Genomic DNA, 23,074 nt, shown 5'->3' with positions numbered 1-23,074 from the left:
TTTTCAGAAAATTCTTGAACGATCGTACTATTTATAGGAAAAAAAAGAGAGTGCACTCTACAAGTGACTCTCTCTTTTTGCGTTACTTAGCCAGGTCGTTTCATTTGGCAAGAAGATGGTTGAGACGCGACAAAAGAATCGATCTTCTGATTGGTTTTCCAACCCATGCCGGTATTTTCCTGATCAAACTTGACATCCTTGCCATTGGTTTTGACCCAGGTGGCAATATACAGCGGCTGCTGGATCTGATGATCCAGCTTGCGCATCACGTCGTCGCCATTAAGGCTCTTGAAATTCAGGCCTTCCAGGGCAAAGGCCACTTTCACAGGGTCAATGGTCTTTGCCTGTTTGACAGCCTGAGACATTGCCGAGATCACCGAATAGGTTGCAATGGCGTAGTAATCATCCTTGTACTTGGTCTTGAAGCTTTCAACAATATCCTTGCCAGAGAAAGTTTCGTTATTCGCATTCCAGTACGCCACGTATTTCACGTGATCTATGCCGGCGGCACCCATGGCAGTTGCCACGCCGGTCGTGGCTGCATAGTAAGTATAGAAGTTGGCTTTGAGGTCAGCATCTTTAGCTGACTTGATCAACAGGGCCAGATCGGCACCCCAGTTACCGGTAATGATCGTGTCAGCACCGGACGCCTTGATTTTCGCTACATAGGGAGAGAAATCCTTGACCTGGCCGATAGGATGCAAATCGTCACCAACGATTTGTATGTCCGGACGCTTGCGCGCCAGGTATTCTTTGGCGGCACGTGTTACCTGATGGCCGAAGGAATAGTTTTGGCCGATGATATAGACTTTTTTAATGTTCTTGTCGGCCGCCATGAAGGTGGTCAAGGCTTCCATCTTCATGTCCGAATTGGAATCGAAACGGAAATGCCAGAAACTGCATTTGCTGTTGGTCATGTCCGGGTCGACCGCAGCATGGTTAAGGTAGACAATTTCCTTGCCTGGATTACGTTCATTGTGTTTGTTGACCGCATCCAGCAGCGCCAGGCCTACGCCGGAACCATTACCCTGCGTAATATAGCGAAAACCTTTGTCAATGACGGTTTTCAGCACGTTCAGGGATTCCTGTGTGCTGCCTTTGTTATCGAAACCGACTATTTCAAATTTATGCTCGCCAGCCCATTTCTCTGCATTCGCTTTATCCGCAATGAGTTGGTAAGAATTAAGGATGTTTTGCCCTACTGGTGCAAACGCACCTGACAGTGGATCGATATAGGCGATCTTGATGGTATCTGCCATGACCGCTGGTACGGCGAAGGTTAAAGCAACTGCTGCAAGGCTTGCACGTAAAGGAAATTTCATTTGTCTCTCTCCGGTATTCTCGTAGTTTGGAATCTAGATTTTTTTCGTTTTATCGCCACTTCACAGGCCGCAACAGAGTTCAAAGAACCACGTACAGCCTGCCACTTCCTATGCAGTTGGTAGTTTATATTCCTTGAATTGCTCCCTGAGTTTATTTTTCAAAATTTTGCCGGTCGCGCCCAAAGGCAGGCTGTCGATAAATACCACATCATCCGGCAACCACCATTTTGCGACCTTGCCATCAAAATATTGCAATAGCTCTTCTTTGCTGACTTCCGCTCCCGGCTTTTTCACTGCCAGCAACAATGGACGCTCATCCCATTTGGGATGGAACACACCTATGCATGCTGCCTGCAAAATTGCAGGATGTGACACCGCCACATTTTCCAGGTCTATCGTGCCTATCCATTCTCCGCCAGACTTGATTACGTCCTTGCTGCGGTCAGTGATCTGCATGTAGCCATCACCATCTATGGTTGCCACGTCACCGGTTGGGAACCAGCCATCTTCAAGTACGTCACCACCTTCGTTTTTATAATAATGGTCAATAATCCATTGTCCCTTGACCAGCAAATTGCCATAGGTTTTACCATCCCATGGCAATTCCTTGCCAGCGTCGTCCACGATTTTCATGTCAACGCCGTACAATATGTGTCCCTGCTTTTCCAGTATGGACTGTTTTTCGTCTTCACCCAGATCTGTGTGCTTGGCCATCAGCGTGCCCGCCGTGCCCAATGGCGACATCTCTGTCATCCCCCAGGCATGTACCACTTCCACACCATAGGTATGGCGCAGGGTTTTCATCATCGCTGGCGGGCAGGCTGAACCGCCGATCACCGTACGCTTGAAACTGGAAAACTGCAGCTTGTTTTGTGCCACGTAAGTCAGCAGACCCAGCCACACCGTTGGCACACCAGCCGAGAACGTCACTTTTTCCTGCTCAAACAATTCATACAGGGATTTGCCATCCAGATGCGGGCCGGGGAATACCAGTTTAGAGCCATTCAGCGGCGCAGAATAGGGCAAGCCCCAGGCATTCACATGGAACATCGGCACGACCGGCAAGATGGAGTCACGCGCAGAGACGTTCAAGCCGTCAGGCAATGAAGAAGCATAAGAATGCAGGATGGTGGAACGATGTGAATACAGTGCCCCCTTTGGGTTACCCGTGGTGCCCGAGGTATAGCACAGGCTGGAAGCAGAATTTTCGTCAAATATTGGCCAGGTAAAATCATCGCTATTGGCGTCGATGACATCTTCATACGCCATCAGATTAGGTATTTTGCTGTCCGCCGGCAGTTTGTCACGGTCACACATCATGATGTAGCCCTTGATGCCGGGACAATGGCCGACGATAGCCTGCACGATGGGCAAGAAAGTCATGTCGAACAGCAGATACTGGTCTTCGGCATGATTGGCGATGTAGGCAATCTGTTCGGGATGCAAGCGCGGATTGATGGTATGCAGGACAGCACCCGAGCCAGATACGGCGTAATAGGCTTCCAGGTGGCGGTAGCCATTCCAGGCCAGGGTGGCAATACGGTCACCCATTTTGACACCCATGCCGGCAAACGCGTTCGCCAGTTTTTTGGCGCGCTTGTGACACTCGGTGTAGTTATAGCGATGGATATCACCTTCAACGCGACGGGAAACGATTTCGTTTTTTCCGAAATAACGATCTGCATGCTCGATAAGGCTGGAAATAAGCATGGGCTTGCTCATCATTTGCCCCATCAAAGGGCTCATCGGGTAAGACGACATTTGTTCTCCTGAAAGATGCGACGTTATGGATTGCTTTGCTGATCACCTGTTAGGTTGAATTTTATTCTTTACCGATTTTTGTACGACCGTACTAATTCGTCAATCAGTATTTCTTTTGCAATGCACAACCAGGCCTCTCCATGAGTTTCCGGTTTCTCGTTCTCCATAACAAAAATGCGGAAGAATCTATCTCCCGCATCGCAACAATCATGAATTTGGACTTGTATCGCAAAAGCGAGTTTTACTCTTTTGCCTGTCGTTTTTTGCCCGCTTCCACCGTACTTAATTTAGCATCTATTTCTTTTAGAACGTGGTTACGATCTGTAGCGAGCGAGCGTCAGCGGGGTGAAGAGCCGCGCAGAAAGCGGAATGGTCTTAAGACCATGAGCATTTTGAGCAGCGCATGAGCCCCGCGTGGACTACGATTGCGCCCGCGCAGTAAGATCGTAAACAGGTTCTTAGCGCTTGCTTAACACTGGTCCGTCACCGGACTCCAGCACAAAGCTGGCGCTGCCATCCCTGCCCAGTACGCTGACCAGGTAGGGCATGACTTCCTTCAGCGTAGCAACCAGGGTCCACGGTGGATTGAGGATGAACATGCCACTGCTGTGCAAGCCAAAACCGTCTGGTGATGGACCGCTGATGGACAGTGTCACGTTGAGCCAGCTATTCGCCTGCAGGCGTTTGAGTTTTTCGGGCAGGCTGCGTGACTCCTGTCTTTGCAATACTGGATACCAGACGGCAAACGTACCTGTAGGGAAACGCTTCAGTGCATCCTCCAGGCACACCTTGACGCGGCGGTAGTCATCCTTGACTTCGTAGGGCGGGTCGATCAGCACCAGGCCGCGACGTGACGGTGGTGGCAACAAGGCCTTCATGCTTTCATAACCGTCACCGGCAGAAATGATCACACGCTTGCCGCGCACGGTTGGACGCCTGCCCTGCTCGGCAGCATGGGCATCAAGCTTGCGGAAATTTTCTGCGAGTATCTTGATTTCGCTGGGGTGCAATTCGAACAGGCGCAAACGATCCTGCTCGCGCATGATGCTATTGGCGCAATACGGCGACCCCGGGTAATAGCGCATCTTGCCACTGGGGTTCAGGTCCTTGATCAGCTTCATGTAGGAAGCCATCGCTTCGGGCAGGTCTTTCCTGTCCCACAAGGGGGCGATACCGGTTTCAAATTCTGCATTCTTGCTGGCATAGCCGCTGTCCAGTGAATACAGGCCAGCCCCCGCATGGGTGTCGATATACGTATAGGCCGTGTCTTTTTGCCCCATGTATTCCAGTAACTGGATCAAGACAAAATGTTTAAGTACATCGGCATGATTGCCAGCATGAAAGCCGTGACGATAGCTGAGCATATTGAAAAACCTTTAAAAAATAAGAAACAATGACTTGCATCGCAAGTCATTCCTAAATGACAACAAGCAGAAGTTTCTGGAGCCGTGTGGACGATACAGACAGGCTCAGGCTACACGCTTGCCAAGAATGATTAAATCGCACTCTATGCCATCCAGTGTGGCGACGCGTGGCATATTGGCCCAGGTTTCAAAGTCAAATGCAGCGAATAATTTCAGGCTGGGTACATTATGACCGAATATAAAACCAAGCAAGGTATGCACATGAATGGAAGGTGCAAAGGCGATGGCCTGGCTTAAAAAATATCGCCCCAGCCCTTTCCCTCTGGCTGCTTCATGCAGGTAAATCGACAATTCGGCAGTACCTGAATAAGCCGGCCTGCCGTAAAAGTTGGAAAACGACAGCCAGCCTACGACCTGCCCATCCTGCTCGCAGACCCAGAGCGGGCGCGATTCAGGGTGATGATCATGAAACCAGGCATGCCGGGATTCAACACTGACCGGTTCGGTATCGGCAGTGACCTCACGCGAGGCTACTGTGGAATTATAAATGGCAACGATTTGCGGCAAGTCTTCAAAGCATGCCAGACGGTGTGTAAATGCTTGCGACATCTGCTCAGACTCAAAGGGTATGGGTCGCTCTGGACGAACGTATCGCTGCGCCAAGCAGTTCTTCCACACGCAGCCGTATGCGGGTACCACTTTCATCATCCGGAAAATGCACGCCTATGCCTTGCGACTTGTTGTTACCAGCTCCGGCTGGCGTAATCCACGCCACTTTGCCAGCGATAGGATATTTGCTCGGGTCATCAAGCAACGTCAAAATCAGGTAAATCTCTTCGCCCAGGCGATAGGTTTTATTGGTAGGAACGAAAATCCCGCCATTTTTCAAGAATGGCATATAAGCAGCGAACAGGGCTGCCTTTTCCTTGATGGCCAAAGACAGCACTGAAGGACGATTGGGTGAAGGTGCACTGAGCGGAACACTGGGATCTGCTGGTAAATCTGACATTTTCTGGCTTTCGCGATGCTTTAATCAAATACTGCCGAGTATTCCAGCAACATATCTTCCAAAAATAATTTGGCAGATAAAGGGTGGCTGGCAATGGCCTGTCTTTCATTACAATTCTTGATGAGTTTCTGCAAAACAGCTTCATCCGCCTGCAATGACAAGGCGCGCAACTCCTTTTCATAGCGAGGATGATACCGGATTCTGCCACTTTGTTTATAGGAAAATATATCGTACAGCCAACGCTGTAGCCATCCAACGACGACCGGCATGTCCATTTTCTGCATTTTATCGGCGGCCCTGAGGCTAAGTTCTGTACTTGGCTTGCTCAGATACCCCAAAAACTCATCCAGATCCGCACGCAAATCCGATTGCGCCATCTCAAAGGCAGCTAACGGTGCCCCGCCCTGCTGCGCCAGCCACACATCGGCTTCCCTTACACCTTGCTGTTGCAACCATTGCAGGGCAATGGCTGGATCGGGCAAGCCCAGCGGAAATTTATGGCAGCGCGACAGTATCGTCGGTAACAAACGGTCTATGCTGTTTGATATCAGGATAAACACGGTATTCGGATTCGGCTCTTCCAGCGATTTCAACAAGGCATTGGCCGCCGGCACATTCAGCGCCTCTGCCGGATACAGCACAATCACCCGCCTGCCACTGCGATGCGTGGATATATTCATGAAATCCGACAAGGCGCGAATCTGATTGATGACGATCTCTTTCGATGGTGCCTTGCTGGCTTTGGCCGATTTGCTGACCGGTTCTGCTTCTGCCTCGCCAGACTGGGCTTCATCTTCGTCCAGCAATTCTGGTCGCACGCGGCGATAATCAGGGTGGCTGTATTGTGAAAACCAGCCGCAGGAACCGCATTGCTGGCAGGCGTGACCGCCCTCGCCCGGATTTTCACATAACAGTGATTGCGCCAGATGTTCAGCAAATACGGTCTTGCCTATGCCTTGCGGGCCATGCAACAGAAAGGCATGCGGCAGACGCTGGCCCAGAGCCTGCAACTGCTGCCAGGCATCTTGCTGCCAGCTGTAAAGTGGGTGGGTCATGATGTCAACCGAGCGCTATCCAGCAACGCATCCATCAATTGATCAAGTTGCAGACGGATGTCAGCAATGCTTCGGGTCGAATCGATTATTCTGAAGCGTTGCGGAAATTCTGCCGCACGACGCAGGTATTCCTGTCGGGTAGCGGCAAAGAAATCTGCTTTTTCCTGTTCAAACTTGTCCAGGTCGCGGGTGGCGTCAAGGCGCGCCCTGGCGACCTCCAATGGTACATCAAACAACAGGGTTAGATCTGGTTGCAAATCGGGATGCACCCACTGTTCCAGTGCATTCAATTTATCCAGGGGCAATTTCCTGCCACCGCCCTGATAGGCAAAGGTGGCGTCAGTAAAGCGGTCAGAAATCACCCAGTCACCACGTTCCAGCGCTGGTTGTATCAATTGCGCCAGGTGTTCACGTCTTACGGCGAACATCAACAGCGCTTCGGTTTCCAGATGCATCTTGTGTTGCAACAGCAGTTCGCGCAGAGTTTCACCCAGGGGTGTGCCGCCGGGCTCGCGGCTGCAAATGACTTTTATGCCACGCTCTTGCAGCTTTTCCTGCAGACGCCCGGCGACATAGGCGATATGCGTCGATTTGCCGGCACCGTCTATGCCTTCAAAGGTAATGAATTTTCCTGTTTGGTTCTTGCTCTGCATATTTCTGATAGTTATCTGGCATTGATACTTCAACGCCGGTGTTTCAACGTTGGCATTTCAACGCTGGTACTTCAACGCTGGTACTTCAACGCTGATATTTATTCACGGCCCGGTTATGCTCATCCAGATTATTTGAAAACTGGCTGGTACCATTGCCACGTGCGACAAAGTATAAGGCATCACTCCTGGCCGGGTTAAATGCGGCTGCCAGCGACTCCATTCCCGGCAAGGCAATCGGGGTGGGTGGCAAACCGGCACGGGTATACGTGTTATAGGGGGTGTCCGTCAACAAATCACGTTTAAAGATTTTGCCCTGGTAACGCTCACCCATGCCATAAATGACCGTAGGGTCCGTCTGCAACAGCATGCCAGTTCGCAAGCGGTTGATGAAAACTGCAGCGATCATATTACGCTCCGACTTTTGGCCTGTCTCTTTTTCTATGATAGAGGCCATGGTCAGCGCTTCGTAGCGGTTTTTATATGGTAAATCAGATTGACGCTTCTTCCAGGCCTCATCGAGTTTCTTCAACAACTGCGTATGCGCCTGCTGATATAGCTGCACATCCGAGCTGCCTTTGGCAAACCGGTAAGTATCAGGAAAAAACAAACCTTCCGCCTGACTGAATTCGGGGCTGATCTTGCGCATCAGTTCGGCTTCGCTCAAGCCCACAGTCTCATGCTTGATCGAAGGATGGGCATCGACCAGCTTGCGCATCTGCTGGAAGGTCCAGCCTTCGATGACCGCCAGACTGGCCATGGAAAATTCGCCATTGACGATTTTATTCAGCAAATCCTGCGGGGTCTTGCCCGCTTCGATCTCATATGATCCGGCCTTCATCTTGTTGGCTTTACCCAAAACGCGGGCCAGCGCTTCCAGCAAGATGGGATTCACCGGCACACCGGCATCCCGGATCTGACGTGCAGAAGCGCGCACACTGCTACCCGGTTTGATCGCAAATTCTATCGTCGGCCCGTTCTCAAACAGGGCTTGCTGCATCCAGGAATAAAATCCGTAGCCGGCAGCGCATGCCAGCAGTATCAGCAAGAAAAAAAGTTTTTTTATGAATCCCATGCAGGCAGCTTATTTAGAAATTGAGTGTGTTCTGACGCAATTTGGCGGACGCTACTATAATTCGCCTGAACAGGTGCAGGCGGTATTGTAAAGCCAGTGCGGACAATAAGCGAATAAGCAAAGAAGAGTGAGTATATTGATATGACATGGGAAGAGTTTTTGTCCAGCCAAGGTGGCGTTATTGAAAACGGCGATACCCGGGGATTTGCGCCTCACTGGCAATCCCATGCCTTGCAAACCGGTTTTGTCGCCCCTTTGACAGATCTGGGCCTGATTCTGGCCACCGGCGAGGATGCGGCCAGCTTTCTGCACAATCAATTAAGTAATGACGTTGAACACCTGAATGCTACGGATGTGCGTCGCGCTGCCTATTGCACCCCCAAAGGCCGCATGCAAGCCAGCTTCCTGTACTGGAAAAACCAGCAAGGCATTGTCTTGCAGCTATCCCGCCCTCTGCAGCCTGCCCTGCAAAAACGCCTGCAAATGTTTATATTGAGAGCCAAAGCCAAACTGCTGGATATCAATCCCGAACAAATCGTGCTTGGTCTTGGTGGCGCCGCCGCTGCCGCTGTGTTGCAAAACTGGTTTCCCCAGCTACCTGCCGCCGTCAATACGCAGGTCACGAATGCAGCGGGCAGCCTGTTGCGTTTGCCTGATGCTGAACAGCATGCGCGTTTTCAATGGATCACTTCGCCGGAATTGGCGCAGCAAGCCTGGGCCACGCTCAGCAGCCAGTTGCAGATCGTGAACACGGCAGCTTGGCGTCTGACCGATATCCAGGCCGGCATTGCGACCATCCTGCAAAGCACGCAAGAGCAATTTGTTCCGCAAATGGTCAACTTTGAATTAATAGGTGGCGTTAACTTTAAAAAAGGATGTTATCCCGGGCAGGAAATTGTGGCACGCAGCCAGTATCTGGGCAAGTTGAAGCGCCGCATGGGCCTGGCCAGGATAGCCGCTGAGCAGGTGTTGCCGGGCACGGAAATTTTCCACAGCGATGATACCAGCCAGCCTTGTGGCATGGTGGTCAACGCCGAACAAGAGCAGGCAGGCAGCAGTCTGGCATTGGTAGAAATGAAATTGAGTGATCAGCAAGAAGGCAAGCTGCACCTGACTTCTGCTACTGGCACAGAGATTGCATTGCTACCCTTGCCTTATGAAATTTTGGACATTACGCAATAACTAACAACACTGACCACACTGACTGCATCCATGAAGCATGCGACAGCAAAAACGATAAAGACCGCCGATATGGATTGTTATATCTATTTTAAAACCATGAGCAGCCAGGAAACTGAAGTCATCCTTCAGGAGCAACTGTTGCAGTCCCATATGCAGCAACAATCCGGGCTTGCCCATGGCGTGCAAAGACGGCCCTCTGCACAAGATGGCCTGCACACCTGGATGGAAATCCATCGTCAGGTCAGCCCTGATTTTGAACAGCAACTGGCACAGGCCTATGCCCAGACCCGTTTATCCGAATTGCTGCAGGGTGAACGACACATGGAATATTTTATGGACGTGAGCTTATGTGCCTGATTGTTTTCGCCTGGAAGCTGATACCTTGCACGCCGCTGATTTTTGCCGGTAATCGCGATGAATTTTATGAACGCCCCGCTGCCGCTGCGAGATGGTGGGAAGACAATCCCCATATTTTTGCAGGCCGTGATCTGCAGTCGGGCGGCACCTGGATGGGTATCACCAGCCAGAACGGCGCGGACAGCCTGACCACCAAATTTGCCGCCATCACCAATATCCGCGCCCCTGGCGAACGTCGCGAAGACGCGCCGTCGCGTGGTGAGCTGGTCGCCAATTACCTGAATAGCGCGCTCAATGCCAGGGACTATATCGCCAGCATCCGTGACGAGGTAGCTGACTATAACGGCTTCAACCTGGTGCTGGGTGACCAGGAAGATTTGATCTGGTTTTCAAATCGCCATCAGGATGATGTCCGCAATGGCCAGCCACTGCCGCCCGGCATTTACGGCATTTCCAATGCTGCGCTGGATACGCCCTGGCCAAAAGTTGTCAGGACCAAGGCAGAATTTGCCAGCATGATTTGTCAGCGTGCGCCGGTAGATGCCTATTTTGAAGTATTGGCCAACACCACACCTGCACCTGACTGCCGCCTGCCGGATACCGGTGTTTCGTTTGAGATGGAAAGATTATTGTCATCGCCCTGCATCGTGTCACCTGACTATGGCACCAGGGTCACGACCGTGCTGAAGGTCCACAAGGACTACCCGGCAGAATTTCATGAGAAACTGCTGCGCTGATACCATCTGGCGTGCAGCTTCAGACCGTTCGCAAGGGCGCACGCCACAGCAGGACGGCGGCAATCAGCTTCAACATGCAGGGTAACACTGCATAAGCGACGGTCAATGCCTGCAAGCCAGTTTGGGTGCTGATGCCTGGGACATAACCCAGGAATTCCAGCAAGGGCAAAGACAGCCCGGCAGCAAGGGCGAGATTCATTTTTGTAGCCCAGTTCCACACACCAAAATAACTGGCTTCGTTCTTTTCACTATGGCCTGCCGCGTGGATCACACCTGCCAGGATGGCAGGTGGCAAGGCCAGGTCAGCCCCCAGGCTCATACCAGAAAAAATACAGATGACTGAAAATGCCAGGCTGTCACCCGCGCCCAGGCCAACCACACCCATGAAACTGACGATGGACAATAGCATGGCCATCAACCACGTCCTGACCTCCCCCTGCTTTTTTGCCAGATAAGCCCACAGCGGCATGGACAGGGCCGCCGCCAGAAAATACAGTAAAAGCAGGATGCCGGATAAATGCACGATCTGCAATCTGTCTCTGGTAAAGAATAAAAACAGGGTTGCCGGTATCGCGGCGGCAATGCCGTTCACCACGAAAACCGAAAATAATGCACGAAAACTGCGGTCCGCAAATAATTCCCGCAGTGTCAGTGCACTGTGCGCTGCCGTCTGGCTTCTGGTTATGACAGGTGTCTTTTTGGTCAACAGCCAGCCTGTCGCCAGCAAGGCCAGTGTCAACACTGCTGCCAGCATACTGACATTGGCGAATTGCGTGATCAAGGCAGTGACAATGACACCACACAAGCCGAAAGCTTCGCGCAACGCGGTCAGTCTGACCCTTTGTCCTGACTCCTGGGTCAATGCGGCACCCCAGCTTTGATGTGCAATGCTGGCAATGCTAAAACCAAAATAAACGACGATCAGGGTCAGGAAAAACCAGCCAAAGGCCAGACGCTGAATAACAGGCGGCGGATGAAACAGACCAATAAAACCCAGTATCAGCAAAGGCAATGCCACCACAATATACGGGGCAAAACCACGTCCATGCGGACGGCGGTCTATCAGCTTGCCGATATACGGATCAATGAAAGCATCCATTACCCGGGTCAGCAGCAAGGCTGTTCCTATCATAGTCAGGGACATGCCAAAACGGTCGGCATAAAATTGCGGGACGTAGACATAAATAGGCAGTGCCACCATCGCCAGCGGGAAACCAAACAAGGCATAGGCCAGCAAATGGAACAGCGAAAGATTTTTCATGTCATCCAGTCTGGAAAAGAAAACGGCGTGACCATTATTTCATGGTCACGCCGTTTTGGCAGAATGCAATTGACGGCCATGTCTTGCGTGGCCACTAGTAACTATCAGCTCAACTCTTCCAGACGCAATTTGGTGACGGCACCAAAGATCGTATCAAGCTTCTCGATTTTTTCTATCGCTGCAACGATATTTTTCTCTTTGGTCTGATGCGTCAAGATGATGATGTCGGTCTGGGTTTCGCCTTCTGCCGGTTCTTTTTGCAGCATGGCGTCGATAGAAATCGTCAAGTCAGCCAGGATGCGCGTGACATCGGCCAAGACACCCGGCTTGTCCGCAACATGCATGCGCAGGTAATAGCTGGTAACAATCTCTGCCATCGGCAACACTGGCAAATCACTGAGGGAATGCGGCTGGAATGCCAGGTAAGGAACCCGATGTTCCGGGTCTGCCGTAGCCAGGCGGGTGATATCCACCAGATCGGCAATCACCGCCGATGCCGTTGGTTCAGAACCTGCACCTTTACCGTAATACAGGGTGGCACCGACCGCATCGCCCTGCACCAGGACGGCATTCATTGCACCTTCGACATTGGCAATCAGGCGTTTTTCCGGAATCAGCGTAGGATGCACGCGCAGTTCGATGCCGGCGTCAGTACGTTTGCTGATGCCCAACAATTTGATGCGATAACCGAGTTCTTCAGCGTAACGGATATCACTGGCTTGCAGCTTGGTGATACCTTCGATATGGGCTTTGTCAAACTGCATCGGGATACCATAGGCGATCGATGCCATGATGGTCGCCTTGTGTGCTGCATCCACCCCTTCGATATCAAAGGTAGGGTCAGCTTCGGCATAGCCCAGTTCTTGCGCCTGTTTCAGTACAGTGGCAAAGTCCAGGCCCTTGTCCCGCATTTCAGACAGGATGAAGTTGGTGGTGCCGTTAATGATACCGGCGATCCACTGTATGCGATTGGCGGTCAGGCCTTCGCGCAAAGCCTTGATGATGGGAATGCCGCCAGCGACCGCTGCTTCAAACGCCACCATGACAGATTTTTCTTGTGCTGCCTTGAAAATTTCATTGCCGTGAGTCGCCAGCAAAGCCTTGTTGGCGGTAACCACGTGCTTGCCATTGGCGATAGCTTTCAATACCAGGTCTTTGGCAATGCCATAGCCACCTATCAGTTCGATGACGATATCGATATCCGGATTGGTGACAACCAGGTTGGCGTCGCTTACCACTTCGCATTCGCCATTGGTCAATTCGCGTGCCCGCTCAACATTCAGGTCTGCCACCATGGCAATCTCAATCGAGCGACCTGCGCGACGCGTAATCTCTAACTGATTACGCTTCAAAACGTTGAAAGTGCCGGAGCCGACGGTGCCTATGCCTAACAGGCCTACTTTGATGGGTTTCATATGATTTCTAAACAATAAATGGATGTTAATCAGGACTTGGGCAAAACCTTGACAACTGTTTTGCACCTATCCCATTAATTGGTGCCGTGACGTCGTCGATATCCTTCAAGGAAATGCGCAATACGTCCGAAAGCTTCAGTCAGATCATCCGTGTTGGGTAAGAACACAACACGGAAATGGTCGGGATTGATCCAGTTGAATCCCGTTCCCTGTACCAGTAACACGCGCTGCTCGGTCAGCAGTTCGTGGATAAATTCCTGGTCATCCTTGATCGGGTACATCAAGGGATCCAGTTTTGGAAACATATACAGTGCAGCCTTGGGTTTGACGCAGCTTACACCAGGAATACTTGTTAACAGCTTGTGGGCCAGGTCGCGCTGTTTCAACAACCGCCCGCCAGGACCTACCAGGTCATTGATACTCTGGTAGCCACCAAGGGCAGTCTGAATCGCAAACTGACCGGGGGCATTGGCACACAAACGCATCGAGGCCAGCATGGTCAGGCCTTCGATATAATCTTTTGCATGGCGCTTTTCACCAGATACCACCATCCAGCCAGCGCGGTAACCGCAAGAGCGGTAATTTTTCGACAGGCCGTTCAGGGTCAAAAACAGCACGTCATCCGCCAGCGACGCGATCGATGTATGTTCTTCGCCGTCATACAGGGTCTTGTCGTAAATTTCATCGGCAAAGACGATCAGTTGGTGCTGGCGTGCGACATCGACAATCTGCTGCAAGATTTCTACCGGGTACAGCGCACCGGTAGGATTGTTCGGGTTGATGACCACGATGGCACGGGTGTTCGGCGTGATCTTGCTCTTGATGTCATCAATGTCCGGCATCCAGTCAGCCGATTCATCGCAGATATAATGCACAGGTTTGCCACCCGACAGGCTGACTGCGGCTGTCCACAAGGGATAATCAGGGGCCGGTACCAGCACTTCATCGCCGCTGTTGAGCAAGGCATTCATGCCCATGACGATGAGTTCAGAGGCACCATTGCCGATGTAAATATCTTCGATGGTCACACCACGGATATGTTTTTCCTGGGTGTAATGCATGATGGATTTACGCGGGGCAAACATGCCTTTGGAGTCGGTATACCCGGCGGCATTCTGCATATTGCGTATCATATCCTGCACGATTTCGTCAGGCGGATCAAAGTTGAAGACGGCCAGATTGCCTATGTTCAGCTTGATGATCTTATGTCCCTCGTCCTCCATCTGCTTGGCTTTTTCCATGACAGGGCCACGGATGTCATAACAAACGTCTGCTAATTTTTGTGATTTTTGTATGGGTCGCACCGCTGCAATCCTTGATAATATTCACAGGACTTCCAGCAAGTTGTTCCAGGCTCACATGGCGTCACGCTGCGTGACACCGCGTGACATTGAATGATTGGAATCCACCCGCATCTATCCTGATTAAGCCGCAATACAGAAAATGCTGCACTGCCGAACGTTCCATTCTGCACAAAGCGCCGGTTTTTATCAATGATAACTTCGTAATCGTTGCGAAATTAATATTGCATTAATGCGCAATCTGTTAATACACCATAGTTACCATGCAAAGATGGGCAAAACAAAACCAAGAACAAAAGTGTAAGCTACTTGTCTATCTTTACAGTATTGCTTGAATAAAAAGACCATGTCCATGAAAAAATTGTTTACTTCCCTGATGATGTCCATCAGCCTGTCGCTGGCTGGCCATGGCATGGCGGCCGCGCAAAATGTGCTGGAAGCTATCGCCATGGATAGCGGTGGCAAGCTGTGTGCCAGCCTGCTGGTGTTGGAAACCGGACAAAGCCTGTGGATTTTCCCGGATGCGGCGGCACCTATGCAAAGTGTGTATAAATTCCCCATCGTCATGGCTGCCCTGGCGGCAGTAGATCAGCACAAACTCAAATTCGAGCAAAAAGTGCTGGTCACGCCGGAAGACCTGGTTGGCGATGGCCAACACAGCCCGATTCGCGACGAGTATCCACAAGGAAACATCAACATTCCTTTAAGGAAACTAATGCGCCATGCCATTGTCGATAGTGACGGCACCGCCAGTGATGTCTTGCTGCGCCTGCTGGGTGGCCCTGCGGCTGTCATGCAATATCTGGAACAACTGGGTATCCAAGACATCAAGGTGATGGATACAGAAAAGGAAATGGGCAAGAACTGGACACTACAGTACCGCAATTCCGCCACACCGAAAGCCATGATCAAGCTCTTGCAGGTTTTCCAGCAAGGCAAGGGACTGAGCTCAAAAAACCGTGAATTACTGATGAAATGGATGCAGGAAACCGATCGCGGCGCCGAGCGCATCAAGGGTTTATTGCCGCCAGAAACCCTGGTTGCCCACAAGACCGGCACATCCGGCGTCCGCAACGGCTTTACCGCAGCCCATAACGATGTTGGGATAGTCACTTTACCCAATGGTAATCATATGGCCGTGGTGGTTTTTTTAACAGACAGCTCAGCCCCCCATCGATCCAGGGATTTGACCATAGCCAAGATCACCCGCGTCGGTTGGGATGCGTGGGCTGGCAAATAAGTGTGCAAACCGAGCCAGCACGGCCCATCGCATGAAACGACACAAAAAACGTTACAATGCGCCTCTCATTCAGCCCGAAACCTATAGAGCCATATAGATGAAGTTGCATTCCACCGCCACTCAGCAATACCAGACCATCACTGCTTACGACAAAGCCAGTGTGGAAATCAATGCGATCAGCTATAACTACAGCCTGATTGTACTGCCCGAAAGCAAGCCCCAGGCATGGTCAGCGCAGAGCTTTGATCAGTTGAACCCCACCGATTTTGCCCAAATCGAAGCGACCGAGCCAGACGTAGTGATACTCGGTACTGGCAACCGCCAGCGCTTTATCCACCCCAAATTGACCGCCACACTGGCCGCCAAACGCATAGGGGTGGAATGCATGGACAATCAGGCCGCCTGCAGGACCTATAACATCCTCATGGCCGAAGGCCGCAAAGTTGCCCTCGCCCTGATTATGGAAACTGCATGAAGCATCAATCCCCGTACGATTCACCGCGCACCCTGTGGGCTATTGCCCTCGCCTTCCTGGCGGTCTGGCTGTATATGCTGGGGTCGCGTACCCTGGTGCCTACCGATGAAGGTCGTTATGCGGAAATGGCACGTGAAATGCTTGCCACCGGCGACTGGATCACCTTGCGCCTGAATGGCATCAAGTATTTTGAAAAGCCGCCGCTACAAAACTGGATGAATGCCCTGACCTTCGCCCTGTTCGGTCTGGGCGACTGGCAGGCACGTCTGTGGACAGGTCTGTGCGGGCTACTGGGCGTGGCTGCAGTCGCCTACACCGGCAGCAAGGTGTTCAGCCGTCGCATCGGCATCAGCGCTGCGCTGGTACTGGGATCCAGTTTTTACTGGGCTGGCATGGGTCATGTCAATTCCCTCGACATGGGCTTGTCGGGCATGATGACTTTAAGCCTGTGCGGCCTGCTGGTCGCGCAAAACGCCAGCAAAGACAGCGCAACGGGAAGAAACGCCATGCTGGTGTGCTGGCTGGGCATGGCGCTGGCAACCATGTCCAAGGGCTTGATTGGCTTTGTGCTGCCTGGTGCCGTGCTGGTTCTGTATACGATATGGACGCGTGACCTGGGTTTATGGACGCGCCTGCATATGGGCAAGGGCCTGGTGCTGTTCTTCGCTGTCACGGCCCCATGGTTTATTTTGATTGCGCTGAAAAACCCGGAACATCCGCAATTCTTTTTCATCCACGAACATTTTGATCGCTTTACCAGTAATGTGCACAAGCGTGGTGGTGCCTGGCATTACTTCATTCCCCTGCTGATTCTGGGCATTATTCCGTGGATAGGCATGTTGTTGCAAGGCTTGAAGACTGGTCTGGGTGAAGCTGCCGGACAATTCCAGCCACGCAAAATGCTGCTGATCTGGTCGGCGTTCCTGTTTTTCTTTTTCAGCATATCCGGCTCCAAATTGCCGGGTTATATCCTGCCTATTTTTCCTGCCCTGGCATTGTTGATCGCAGTCCATATCGAGGCCGCAGGCAATAAATCAGTGAAAATCAGCGCGGCGCTTTTGATACTGGTCGGTATCGCTGGCCTTGGCGCTCTTGCTTACTTCCTGGGCAATCTCGATCCGGTAAAGCAAGCCTATGACATCCCGCTGTATCACGCTTACGTACCGTGGCTGGTGGCCGCATTTTCGATCGCCATTTTTGGTGGTGTCTGGGCCTGCTTACTGTTGCGCAGAGGTGAGGCAGGAAAAGACTGGGCTATCATCACCATCGCTTGCGCCGGCTTCTTGCTTGGCCAGATCGCCTTCCTGGGGCATGATCCATGGGGTAAATACATCGCAGGCACAGCCCATTTACCAGCCATGCAGGCCGAACTGAAAGACCCTGCCACGCCATTGTATGCAGTGGGCCGCTATGAACAGGCTTTACCGTTTTACCTGCAACGCACCACAATACTGGTTGAATTTCCTGACGAAATGGAATTCGGACTAAAGCAAGAAAAGCAATTATGGATACCCAAGCGTGAGGATTTCATCCAGCAATGGCAATCCCATCAAGACAAAGGCGAACCTGCGGTAGCGATATTACGTACTGATATCTATGAAGAGTTAAGGAGCACCAGCTTCCCCATGCGGGTCATAGGCCAGGATCCTCGACGTATCATCGTTGCCAATCTGGTAAAACCCAAATAAATTTAACGCCAATGAACAAGCATTGGCTGCATCCAACATTCCAAAAGAATCATATCTTTTACGCATAGCATAGAGAGGATCACCATGAGTGAAGCGTCCACATTTCTGCCTTTTACCAAACCCAGCATCGATGAAGAAACCATCGCTGCTGTCGCAGAGGTACTGCGTTCTGGCTGGTTGACCAGCGGCCCCAAGGTCAAGGCACTGGAAGAACAACTGTCTGAATATTTCGGTGGCCGCCCCGTACGCACCTTTAATTCAGGCACCTGCACCATGGAAATCGCGTTGCGTATCGCGGGTATAGGCGCAGGTGATGAAGTCATCACCACCCCTAATTCTTGGGTGGCGACCGCCAATGTCATCATCGAAACCGGGGCTACCCCAGTGTTTGCCGACATTGATGCGAAAACGCATAATATCGATCTGGACAAACTCGAAGCGGCCATCACCCCGCGCACCAAGGCCATCATCCCGGTCCACATGTGCGGCCTGCCCTGCGACATGGACAAACTGTATGCCATTGCCGACAAATATAAATTGCGCGTGATTGAAGATGCGGCACAGGCCATAGGTTCAAGCTGGAAAGGCAAGCGCATCGGTTCTTTTGGTGATTTTGCCTCGTTCAGTTTCCAGGTCAACAAAAACATCATGACCGGCGAAGGCGGTTGCCTGGTCTTGAACAATGCAGAAGAAGCACGCCAGGCAGAAAAATATCGCCTGCAGGGCGTGACCCGCAGTGGCCTGGACGGCATAGATGTCGATGTGCTGGGTGGCAAATACAATATGACCGATATCGCCGCCGCCATAGGCCTGGGGCAAATGAAGCATCTGGCAGAATTCAATGCCAAGCGCGCAGCATTAGCAAAACATTACTTCACCTGCTTCGGTAGCGACTTCGAACAAACAACAGGCGCAGAACTACCCATCGCCGATTTTGAAAACAGCAACTGGCATATGTTTCATGTTGTATTGCCGGAAAGCGTGAATCGCGCCCATTTCATGCAACAAATGCTGGACCAGCAGATTGGCCTGGGTTATCACTATCGTGCCATCCACCTGTTCAGCATGTACCGTCAACGCGGCTTTACCGATGGCATGTTCCCTATCGCTGAACGTATAGGAAAACAGATTGTTACTTTGCCATTATTTCCAGCAATGAATACAGAAGATGTCGAAAGAGTCGTGTCTGCGGTAAAATCCTGCCTTCTTTGAAATCGGTCAAAACAATACCAATGAAACCCGAACTCTCTGTCGTCATTCCCGTCTACAACGAAGAAGCTGGCCTGTCCAAGCTGTTTGCCAGGCTGTATCCGGCGCTAGACAATCTTGCCGCACGCGGTATCACCTATGAGGTGGTATTCATCAATGATGGCAGCCGTGACAACACGCCTGCCCTGCTGGCAGACCAGTATCGCCTGCGCCCTGATGTAACACGGGTGGTGCTGTTCAATGGTAATTATGGCCAGCATATGGCGATTTTGGCCGGCTTTGAAGCAACGCGTGGCGAGATCGTGGTGACGCTGGATGCAGATTTGCAAAACCCGCCAGAAGAAATCGGTGCGCTGGTTGATAAAATGCGCGAAGGCTATGACTATGTTGGCTCCATACGGCGCAAACGCCAGGATTCGGCCTGGCGTACCTATGCGTCCAAGGCCATGAACCGCTTCCGCGAGAAAATCACCCGCATCAAGATTACCGATCAGGGCAATATGTTGCGCGCCTATGGTCGCAATGTCATCAACCTGATCAACCAGTGCAGCGAAGTGAATACCTTCGTCCCTGCGCTGGCGTATACCTTCGCCCGCAAGCCTACCGAAATCATCGTTGAACATGAAGAGCGCTCTGCCGGCGAATCAAAATATTCGATTTACAGCCTGATACGCCTCAACTTTGATTTGATGACCGGCTTTTCCATCATGCCGCTGCAATGGTTTTCCATGCTGGGGATGGTCTTGTCAGCCCTGTCGGGCGGGCTGGTATTGCTATTGCTGATACGCCGCTTTGTGCTTGGGGCCGAAGCAGAAGGCTTGTTCACCCTGTTTGCCATTGCCTTTTTCATGATGGGTGTGATTCTGTTTGGCATCGGCTTGCTGGGTGAATACGTTGGTCGCATCTATCAGCAGGTACGTGGCCGTCCGCGCTATGTGGTGCAGACCATACTGGAGCAATCCAGCCCCGATTTGCCTGACGCGAACTGAGGCCGGCACCATGACTGCATCCCTTTCCCCTGCCAGCGCAGTAGTGTTCGCCTATCACAATGTCGGCGTGCGCTGCATCAAGACTTTGCTGGCACGCGGCATACAGATCAAACTGGTAGTCAGCCACCAGGACAACCCGGCAGAAACCATCTGGTTTGAATCGGTTGCAGATTTATGCCGCCAGCAAGGCATACCCTGCATTACCCCGGATGACCCCAAAGCACCTGAACTAAAGGCGCAATTGGCCGACATCGCCCCGGATTTCATCTTCAGCTTTTATTACCGCCACATGCTGCCGCTGGATCTGCTGGCACTGGCCAAACGCGGTGCCTACAATCTGCATGGCTCACTGTTACCTAAATACCGTGGACGTGTGCCAGTCAACTGGGCAGTACTGCATGGTGAAACCGAAACCGGTGCCACACTGCATGAAATGGCATTGAAACCGGATGCTGGTGCCATTATTGCCCAGACTGCTGTCCCGATTTTGCCGGACGACACGGCATATGAAGTATTTGGCAAGCTGACCGTCGCCGCCGAACAATGCCTGTGGAATGCGCTGCCTGACCTGGTGGCGGGAAGTTTCAAGGCCTTGCCGAATGATTTGTCAGTCGGCAGCTATTTTGGTGGCCGCAAGCCGGAAGATGGCCGCATTAACTGGCAGCAAACCGCCCAGCAAGTCTACAACCTGCATCGCGCAGTCGCCCCGCCCTATCCTGGTGCATTTACCGATCAGGCTGGCCAGCGATTTGTGATAGGAAAGGCACGATTATTCCATGGCGATGCGGCAAATTTGCCGACAGGCTTACATGTGGTGGATAATGTCGTCCTTGGCGTGTGCGGCGATGGTTGCGCATTGCACATTATTGAATTGTTAATGAATGGCAAAGTCGTTACGGCACAGGAACTGGCAGCCCATTTATCACTGGCAGCATAAGTGCAGTAATTGCAAATTCTGAACTGACAAGCAACATTTACTTAAGAAGAACTCACTATGAAAAAAGTCCTTATTCTCGGCGTGAACGGTTTTATCGGTCACCATCTGTCCAAGCGCATCCTGGAAACCACAGATTGGGAAGTGTATGGCATGGACATGCAAACCGAGCGTTTGGGCGACATGATCAATCATCCACGCATGCATTTCTTTGAAGGTGACATCACCATCAATAAAGAATGGGTGGAATACCATGTCAAGAAATGTGATGTCATCCTGCCACTGGTAGCGATTGCCACACCGTCCACTTACGTAAAACAGCCACTGCGCGTGTTTGAGCTGGATTTTGAAGCCAACCTGCCTATCGTGCGTTCTGCTGCCAAGTATGGCAAGCATCTGGTGTTCCCATCCACGTCCGAAGTCTATGGCATGTGCCATGACGAAGAATTTGATCCGGAAGAATCTGAACTGATCTGCGGCCCGATCAACAAACCACGCTGGATTTATTCCTGCGCCAAGCAGTTGATGGATCGCGTGATCTGGGGTTATGGCATGGAAGGCCTGAACTTCACTCTGTTCCGCCCATTTAACTGGATCGGTGCCGGCCTGGACAATATCCATACACCGAAAGAAGGCAGCTCACGCGTCGTGACGCAATTCTTTGGTCATATCGTTCGCGGTGAAAACATTTCCCTGGTCGATGGCGGCGCGCAAAAACGTGCTTTCACGTATATCGACGACGGCATCAACGCCCTGATGCGGATTATCGACAATAAAAATGGCATCGCTACTGGCAAAATCTACAACATCGGTAACCCGATCAATAATTTCTCCATCCGCGAACTGGCGCACATGATGCTGGATCTGGCGGCCGAGTATCCTGAATATGCAGAAACTGCGAAAAAAGTCTCCCTGACTGAAACCACTTCTGCTGCCTACTACGGCAAGGGTTATCAAGACGTACAGAACCGCGTGCCTAAAATCACCAATACCTGCGAAGAATTGGGCTGGAAACCGGTCACGACCATGCCCGACACCATGCGCAATATTTTCGACGCCTACCGCAGTCAGGTAGCCGAAGCACGCGCCTTGATGGACTAAACCGGGATTACATGCCTACCATCGTTCTCAAGATCGACGTCGATACCTTTCGTGGCACCCGGGAAGGCGTACCCAATCTGGTACGCCTGCTGAAAAAACACCAGGCTGGCGCGACTTTCCTGTTCTCACTGGGAAAAGACCACACCGGCTGGGCCCTGCGCCGCGCTTTCCGTCCTGGTTTTTTTCAAAAGGTATCGCGTACCTCAGTACTTGAGCACTATGGCTTGAAAACCCTGATGTATGGCGTATTACTGCCGGCACCGGACATAGGTAGTTGCACAACAGAAATGCAGGCAGTGCGCGATGCCGGGTTCGAATGCGGTATTCACACCTGGGATCATGTCGTCTGGCAAGACAATGTACGCCAGCGCGGCCTGGACTGGACGCGAGACCAGATGCAGCAGGCACATCAACGCTTCCAGCAGATTTTTGGCGACACACCCAAAACCCACGGTGCAGCCGGCTGGCAAATGAATCCGCACGCCTTTGCCCAACTCGACCAGTTCGGCATGCAGTATGCGTCCGATGGCCGGGCCATGCTGAAGGACGATGGCAGCCTGCAAGACCCGACAGCTGGCCCCTATCGCTTGCAAACCGATGGTGCAGTGCGCGCCTGCATACAGATGCCGACTACCCTGCCCACCCTGGATGAGTTGTTGGGCCGCGACATTAACGGACTGGTCATTTCCGAGTCAAATATCGCTGCCAACATCCTTAAATTGACAGCGATTCCAAAAGATCATGTATTTACTCTGCATGCAGAGCTTGAAGGACAGAAACTTGCCCCCATATTCGAGGAATTGCTGACAGGCTGGCACAAGCAGGGATATCGATGCATCTCCATGGCGGACTATTATCAGTCCATCAAGGATAGTGAATTACCAGTACGCCCGTTATCGTGGGCAAGCTTGCCAGGTCGCTCCGGAGAATTGGTCGCCCTGATCTAGTC

22 protein-coding genes are annotated in these 23,074 nt (G+C 51.8%); 11 read left to right on the top strand and 11 right to left on the bottom strand.

The genetic code is table 11. The features are described 5' to 3' along the window. Positions 1-86: 86 nt before the first annotated feature. The 8 genes from ACO0LM_RS00455 to mltG all read right to left on the bottom strand — a co-directional run bounded on the left by ACO0LM_RS00455 (position 87) and on the right by mltG (position 8,236). On the bottom strand, positions 87-1,322 hold the full coding sequence (locus tag ACO0LM_RS00455) for a branched-chain amino acid ABC transporter substrate-binding protein (protein ID WP_423033264.1): 1,236 nt from the start codon (positions 1,320-1,322) through the stop codon (positions 87-89). 108 nt (positions 1,323-1,430) lie between these two features. Next, the gene (locus tag ACO0LM_RS00450) at positions 1,431-3,083 is read right to left on the bottom strand and encodes a 3-(methylthio)propionyl-CoA ligase (RefSeq protein ID WP_423033262.1); all 1,653 of its coding nucleotides are present in this window, start codon (positions 3,081-3,083) and stop codon (positions 1,431-1,433) included. Positions 3,084-3,541: 458 nt separating this feature from the next. Beyond that, on the bottom strand, positions 3,542-4,447 hold the full coding sequence (locus ACO0LM_RS00445) for a 23S rRNA (adenine(2030)-N(6))-methyltransferase RlmJ (RefSeq protein WP_423033260.1): 906 nt from the start codon (positions 4,445-4,447) through the stop codon (positions 3,542-3,544). A 105-nt stretch (positions 4,448-4,552) separates the two neighbouring features. Further along, complete coding sequence (locus ACO0LM_RS00440; protein ID WP_423033258.1) at positions 4,553-5,056, bottom strand: GNAT family N-acetyltransferase; 504 nt, start codon at positions 5,054-5,056, stop codon at positions 4,553-4,555. A gap of 10 nt (positions 5,057-5,066) precedes the next feature. After that, positions 5,067-5,456 carry a PilZ domain-containing protein gene (locus ACO0LM_RS00435; RefSeq protein WP_423033256.1) on the bottom strand — a complete coding sequence of 130 codons (390 nt, stop codon included), beginning with the start codon at positions 5,454-5,456 and terminating at the stop codon, positions 5,067-5,069. A gap of 20 nt (positions 5,457-5,476) precedes the next feature. Further along, positions 5,477-6,511, bottom strand: coding sequence for a DNA polymerase III subunit delta' (holB, locus tag ACO0LM_RS00430; RefSeq protein WP_423033254.1), 1,035 nt, complete (start codon positions 6,509-6,511; stop codon positions 5,477-5,479). Beyond that, positions 6,508-7,164, bottom strand: a complete 657-nt coding sequence (tmk, locus tag ACO0LM_RS00425) for a dTMP kinase (protein ID WP_422981988.1) — start codon at positions 7,162-7,164, stop codon at positions 6,508-6,510. Before tmk ends, holB begins: the two co-directional genes overlap by 4 nt. Before the next feature lie 85 nt (positions 7,165-7,249). Further along, positions 7,250-8,236: an endolytic transglycosylase MltG gene (gene mltG / locus ACO0LM_RS00420; RefSeq protein WP_423033252.1), complete on the bottom strand. Its 987-nt coding sequence runs from the start codon at positions 8,234-8,236 to the stop codon at positions 7,250-7,252. A gap of 141 nt (positions 8,237-8,377) precedes the next feature. Between mltG and ACO0LM_RS00415 the strand changes: the two genes are divergently transcribed. Genes ACO0LM_RS00415 through ACO0LM_RS00405 form a run of 3 tightly spaced genes read left to right on the top strand, consistent with a single transcriptional unit; the run spans position 8,378 to position 10,512 of the window. Continuing rightward, entirely contained in the window at positions 8,378-9,418 is a 1,041-nt protein-coding gene (locus ACO0LM_RS00415; RefSeq protein WP_423033250.1) for a YgfZ/GcvT domain-containing protein, read from the top strand. A 30-nt stretch (positions 9,419-9,448) separates the two neighbouring features. Further along, positions 9,449-9,775: a DUF4936 family protein gene (locus tag ACO0LM_RS00410; RefSeq protein WP_423033248.1), complete on the top strand. Its 327-nt coding sequence runs from the start codon at positions 9,449-9,451 to the stop codon at positions 9,773-9,775. Further along, on the top strand, positions 9,766-10,512 hold the full coding sequence (locus ACO0LM_RS00405; RefSeq protein WP_423033246.1) for an NRDE family protein: 747 nt from the start codon (positions 9,766-9,768) through the stop codon (positions 10,510-10,512). The genes ACO0LM_RS00410 and ACO0LM_RS00405 overlap by 10 nt, the downstream gene beginning before the upstream one ends. A gap of 19 nt (positions 10,513-10,531) precedes the next feature. On the opposite strand, the gene ACO0LM_RS00400 is transcribed toward ACO0LM_RS00405, so the two are convergent. The 3 genes from ACO0LM_RS00400 to ACO0LM_RS00390 form a co-directional block, all read right to left on the bottom strand. Next, entirely contained in the window at positions 10,532-11,773 is a 1,242-nt protein-coding gene (locus tag ACO0LM_RS00400) for an MFS transporter (RefSeq protein WP_423033244.1), read from the bottom strand. A gap of 104 nt (positions 11,774-11,877) precedes the next feature. Then, complete coding sequence (locus ACO0LM_RS00395; RefSeq protein ID WP_422982000.1) at positions 11,878-13,188, bottom strand: homoserine dehydrogenase; 1,311 nt, start codon at positions 13,186-13,188, stop codon at positions 11,878-11,880. Between the two features lie 74 nt (positions 13,189-13,262). After that, positions 13,263-14,492, bottom strand: coding sequence for a pyridoxal phosphate-dependent aminotransferase (locus tag ACO0LM_RS00390; RefSeq protein WP_422982003.1), 1,230 nt, complete (start codon positions 14,490-14,492; stop codon positions 13,263-13,265). Between the two features lie 349 nt (positions 14,493-14,841). Between ACO0LM_RS00390 and bla the strand changes: the two genes are divergently transcribed. From bla to ACO0LM_RS00350, 8 genes are all read left to right on the top strand, one after another. Continuing rightward, complete coding sequence (gene bla / locus ACO0LM_RS00385; protein WP_423033242.1) at positions 14,842-15,729, top strand: class A beta-lactamase; 888 nt, start codon at positions 14,842-14,844, stop codon at positions 15,727-15,729. 97 nt (positions 15,730-15,826) lie between these two features. Next, on the top strand, positions 15,827-16,204 hold the full coding sequence (locus tag ACO0LM_RS00380; protein ID WP_423033240.1) for an Mth938-like domain-containing protein: 378 nt from the start codon (positions 15,827-15,829) through the stop codon (positions 16,202-16,204). Continuing rightward, positions 16,201-17,892: a glycosyltransferase family 39 protein gene (locus tag ACO0LM_RS00375; protein ID WP_423033238.1), complete on the top strand. Its 1,692-nt coding sequence runs from the start codon at positions 16,201-16,203 to the stop codon at positions 17,890-17,892. The genes ACO0LM_RS00380 and ACO0LM_RS00375 overlap by 4 nt, the downstream gene beginning before the upstream one ends. 84 nt (positions 17,893-17,976) lie before the next feature. Next, complete coding sequence (locus ACO0LM_RS00370; RefSeq protein ID WP_423033236.1) at positions 17,977-19,104, top strand: DegT/DnrJ/EryC1/StrS family aminotransferase; 1,128 nt, start codon at positions 17,977-17,979, stop codon at positions 19,102-19,104. A gap of 20 nt (positions 19,105-19,124) precedes the next feature. Beyond that, entirely contained in the window at positions 19,125-20,090 is a 966-nt protein-coding gene (locus tag ACO0LM_RS00365; protein WP_422982013.1) for a glycosyltransferase, read from the top strand. A gap of 10 nt (positions 20,091-20,100) precedes the next feature. Beyond that, a complete protein-coding gene (locus tag ACO0LM_RS00360) occupies positions 20,101-21,027 on the top strand; it encodes a formyltransferase (RefSeq protein ID WP_423033234.1) in 927 nt (308 codons plus the stop codon). Between the two features lie 57 nt (positions 21,028-21,084). Further along, the gene (locus ACO0LM_RS00355; RefSeq protein ID WP_423033232.1) at positions 21,085-22,125 is read left to right on the top strand and encodes a bifunctional UDP-4-keto-pentose/UDP-xylose synthase; all 1,041 of its coding nucleotides are present in this window, start codon (positions 21,085-21,087) and stop codon (positions 22,123-22,125) included. 11 nt (positions 22,126-22,136) lie between these two features. Continuing rightward, positions 22,137-23,072, top strand: a complete 936-nt coding sequence (locus ACO0LM_RS00350; protein ID WP_423033230.1) for a polysaccharide deacetylase family protein — start codon at positions 22,137-22,139, stop codon at positions 23,070-23,072. Positions 23,073-23,074 lie beyond the last annotated feature (2 nt).

The organism is Undibacterium sp. Di26W (assembly GCF_049340265.1).
In the GTDB taxonomy this organism is placed as follows: Bacteria; Pseudomonadota; Gammaproteobacteria; order Burkholderiales; family Burkholderiaceae_D; genus Undibacterium.
The sequence above is the reverse complement of the archived record's forward strand: the minus strand, read 5'-3'. Positions and strand labels throughout refer to the sequence as shown.

Coding starts and splice junctions, on each gene's coding strand:
- ACO0LM_RS00380 (WP_423033240.1), top strand. CDS start 15,827: ATGAAGTTGCATTCCACCGCCACTCAGCAATACCAGACCATCACTGCT.
- ACO0LM_RS00375 (WP_423033238.1), top strand. CDS start 16,201: ATGAAGCATCAATCCCCGTACGATTCACCGCGCACCCTGTGGGCTATT.
- ACO0LM_RS00400 (WP_423033244.1), bottom strand. CDS start 11,773: ATGAAAAATCTTTCGCTGTTCCATTTGCTGGCCTATGCCTTGTTTGGT.
- ACO0LM_RS00450 (WP_423033262.1), bottom strand. CDS start 3,083: ATGTCGTCTTACCCGATGAGCCCTTTGATGGGGCAAATGATGAGCAAG.
- ACO0LM_RS00360 (WP_423033234.1), top strand. CDS start 20,101: ATGACTGCATCCCTTTCCCCTGCCAGCGCAGTAGTGTTCGCCTATCAC.
- ACO0LM_RS00410 (WP_423033248.1), top strand. CDS start 9,449: ATGAAGCATGCGACAGCAAAAACGATAAAGACCGCCGATATGGATTGT.
- ACO0LM_RS00350 (WP_423033230.1), top strand. CDS start 22,137: ATGCCTACCATCGTTCTCAAGATCGACGTCGATACCTTTCGTGGCACC.
- ACO0LM_RS00365 (WP_422982013.1), top strand. CDS start 19,125: ATGAAACCCGAACTCTCTGTCGTCATTCCCGTCTACAACGAAGAAGCT.
- ACO0LM_RS00455 (WP_423033264.1), bottom strand. CDS start 1,322: ATGAAATTTCCTTTACGTGCAAGCCTTGCAGCAGTTGCTTTAACCTTC.
- ACO0LM_RS00355 (WP_423033232.1), top strand. CDS start 21,085: ATGAAAAAAGTCCTTATTCTCGGCGTGAACGGTTTTATCGGTCACCAT.
- ACO0LM_RS00445 (WP_423033260.1), bottom strand. CDS start 4,447: ATGCTCAGCTATCGTCACGGCTTTCATGCTGGCAATCATGCCGATGTA.
- holB (WP_423033254.1), bottom strand. CDS start 6,511: ATGACCCACCCACTTTACAGCTGGCAGCAAGATGCCTGGCAGCAGTTG.
- ACO0LM_RS00440 (WP_423033258.1), bottom strand. CDS start 5,056: ATGTCGCAAGCATTTACACACCGTCTGGCATGCTTTGAAGACTTGCCG.
- bla (WP_423033242.1), top strand. CDS start 14,842: ATGAAAAAATTGTTTACTTCCCTGATGATGTCCATCAGCCTGTCGCTG.
- ACO0LM_RS00415 (WP_423033250.1), top strand. CDS start 8,378: ATGACATGGGAAGAGTTTTTGTCCAGCCAAGGTGGCGTTATTGAAAAC.
- tmk (WP_422981988.1), bottom strand. CDS start 7,164: ATGCAGAGCAAGAACCAAACAGGAAAATTCATTACCTTTGAAGGCATA.
- ACO0LM_RS00370 (WP_423033236.1), top strand. CDS start 17,977: ATGAGTGAAGCGTCCACATTTCTGCCTTTTACCAAACCCAGCATCGAT.
- ACO0LM_RS00405 (WP_423033246.1), top strand. CDS start 9,766: ATGTGCCTGATTGTTTTCGCCTGGAAGCTGATACCTTGCACGCCGCTG.
- ACO0LM_RS00435 (WP_423033256.1), bottom strand. CDS start 5,456: ATGTCAGATTTACCAGCAGATCCCAGTGTTCCGCTCAGTGCACCTTCA.
- ACO0LM_RS00395 (WP_422982000.1), bottom strand. CDS start 13,188: ATGAAACCCATCAAAGTAGGCCTGTTAGGCATAGGCACCGTCGGCTCC.
- mltG (WP_423033252.1), bottom strand. CDS start 8,236: ATGGGATTCATAAAAAAACTTTTTTTCTTGCTGATACTGCTGGCATGC.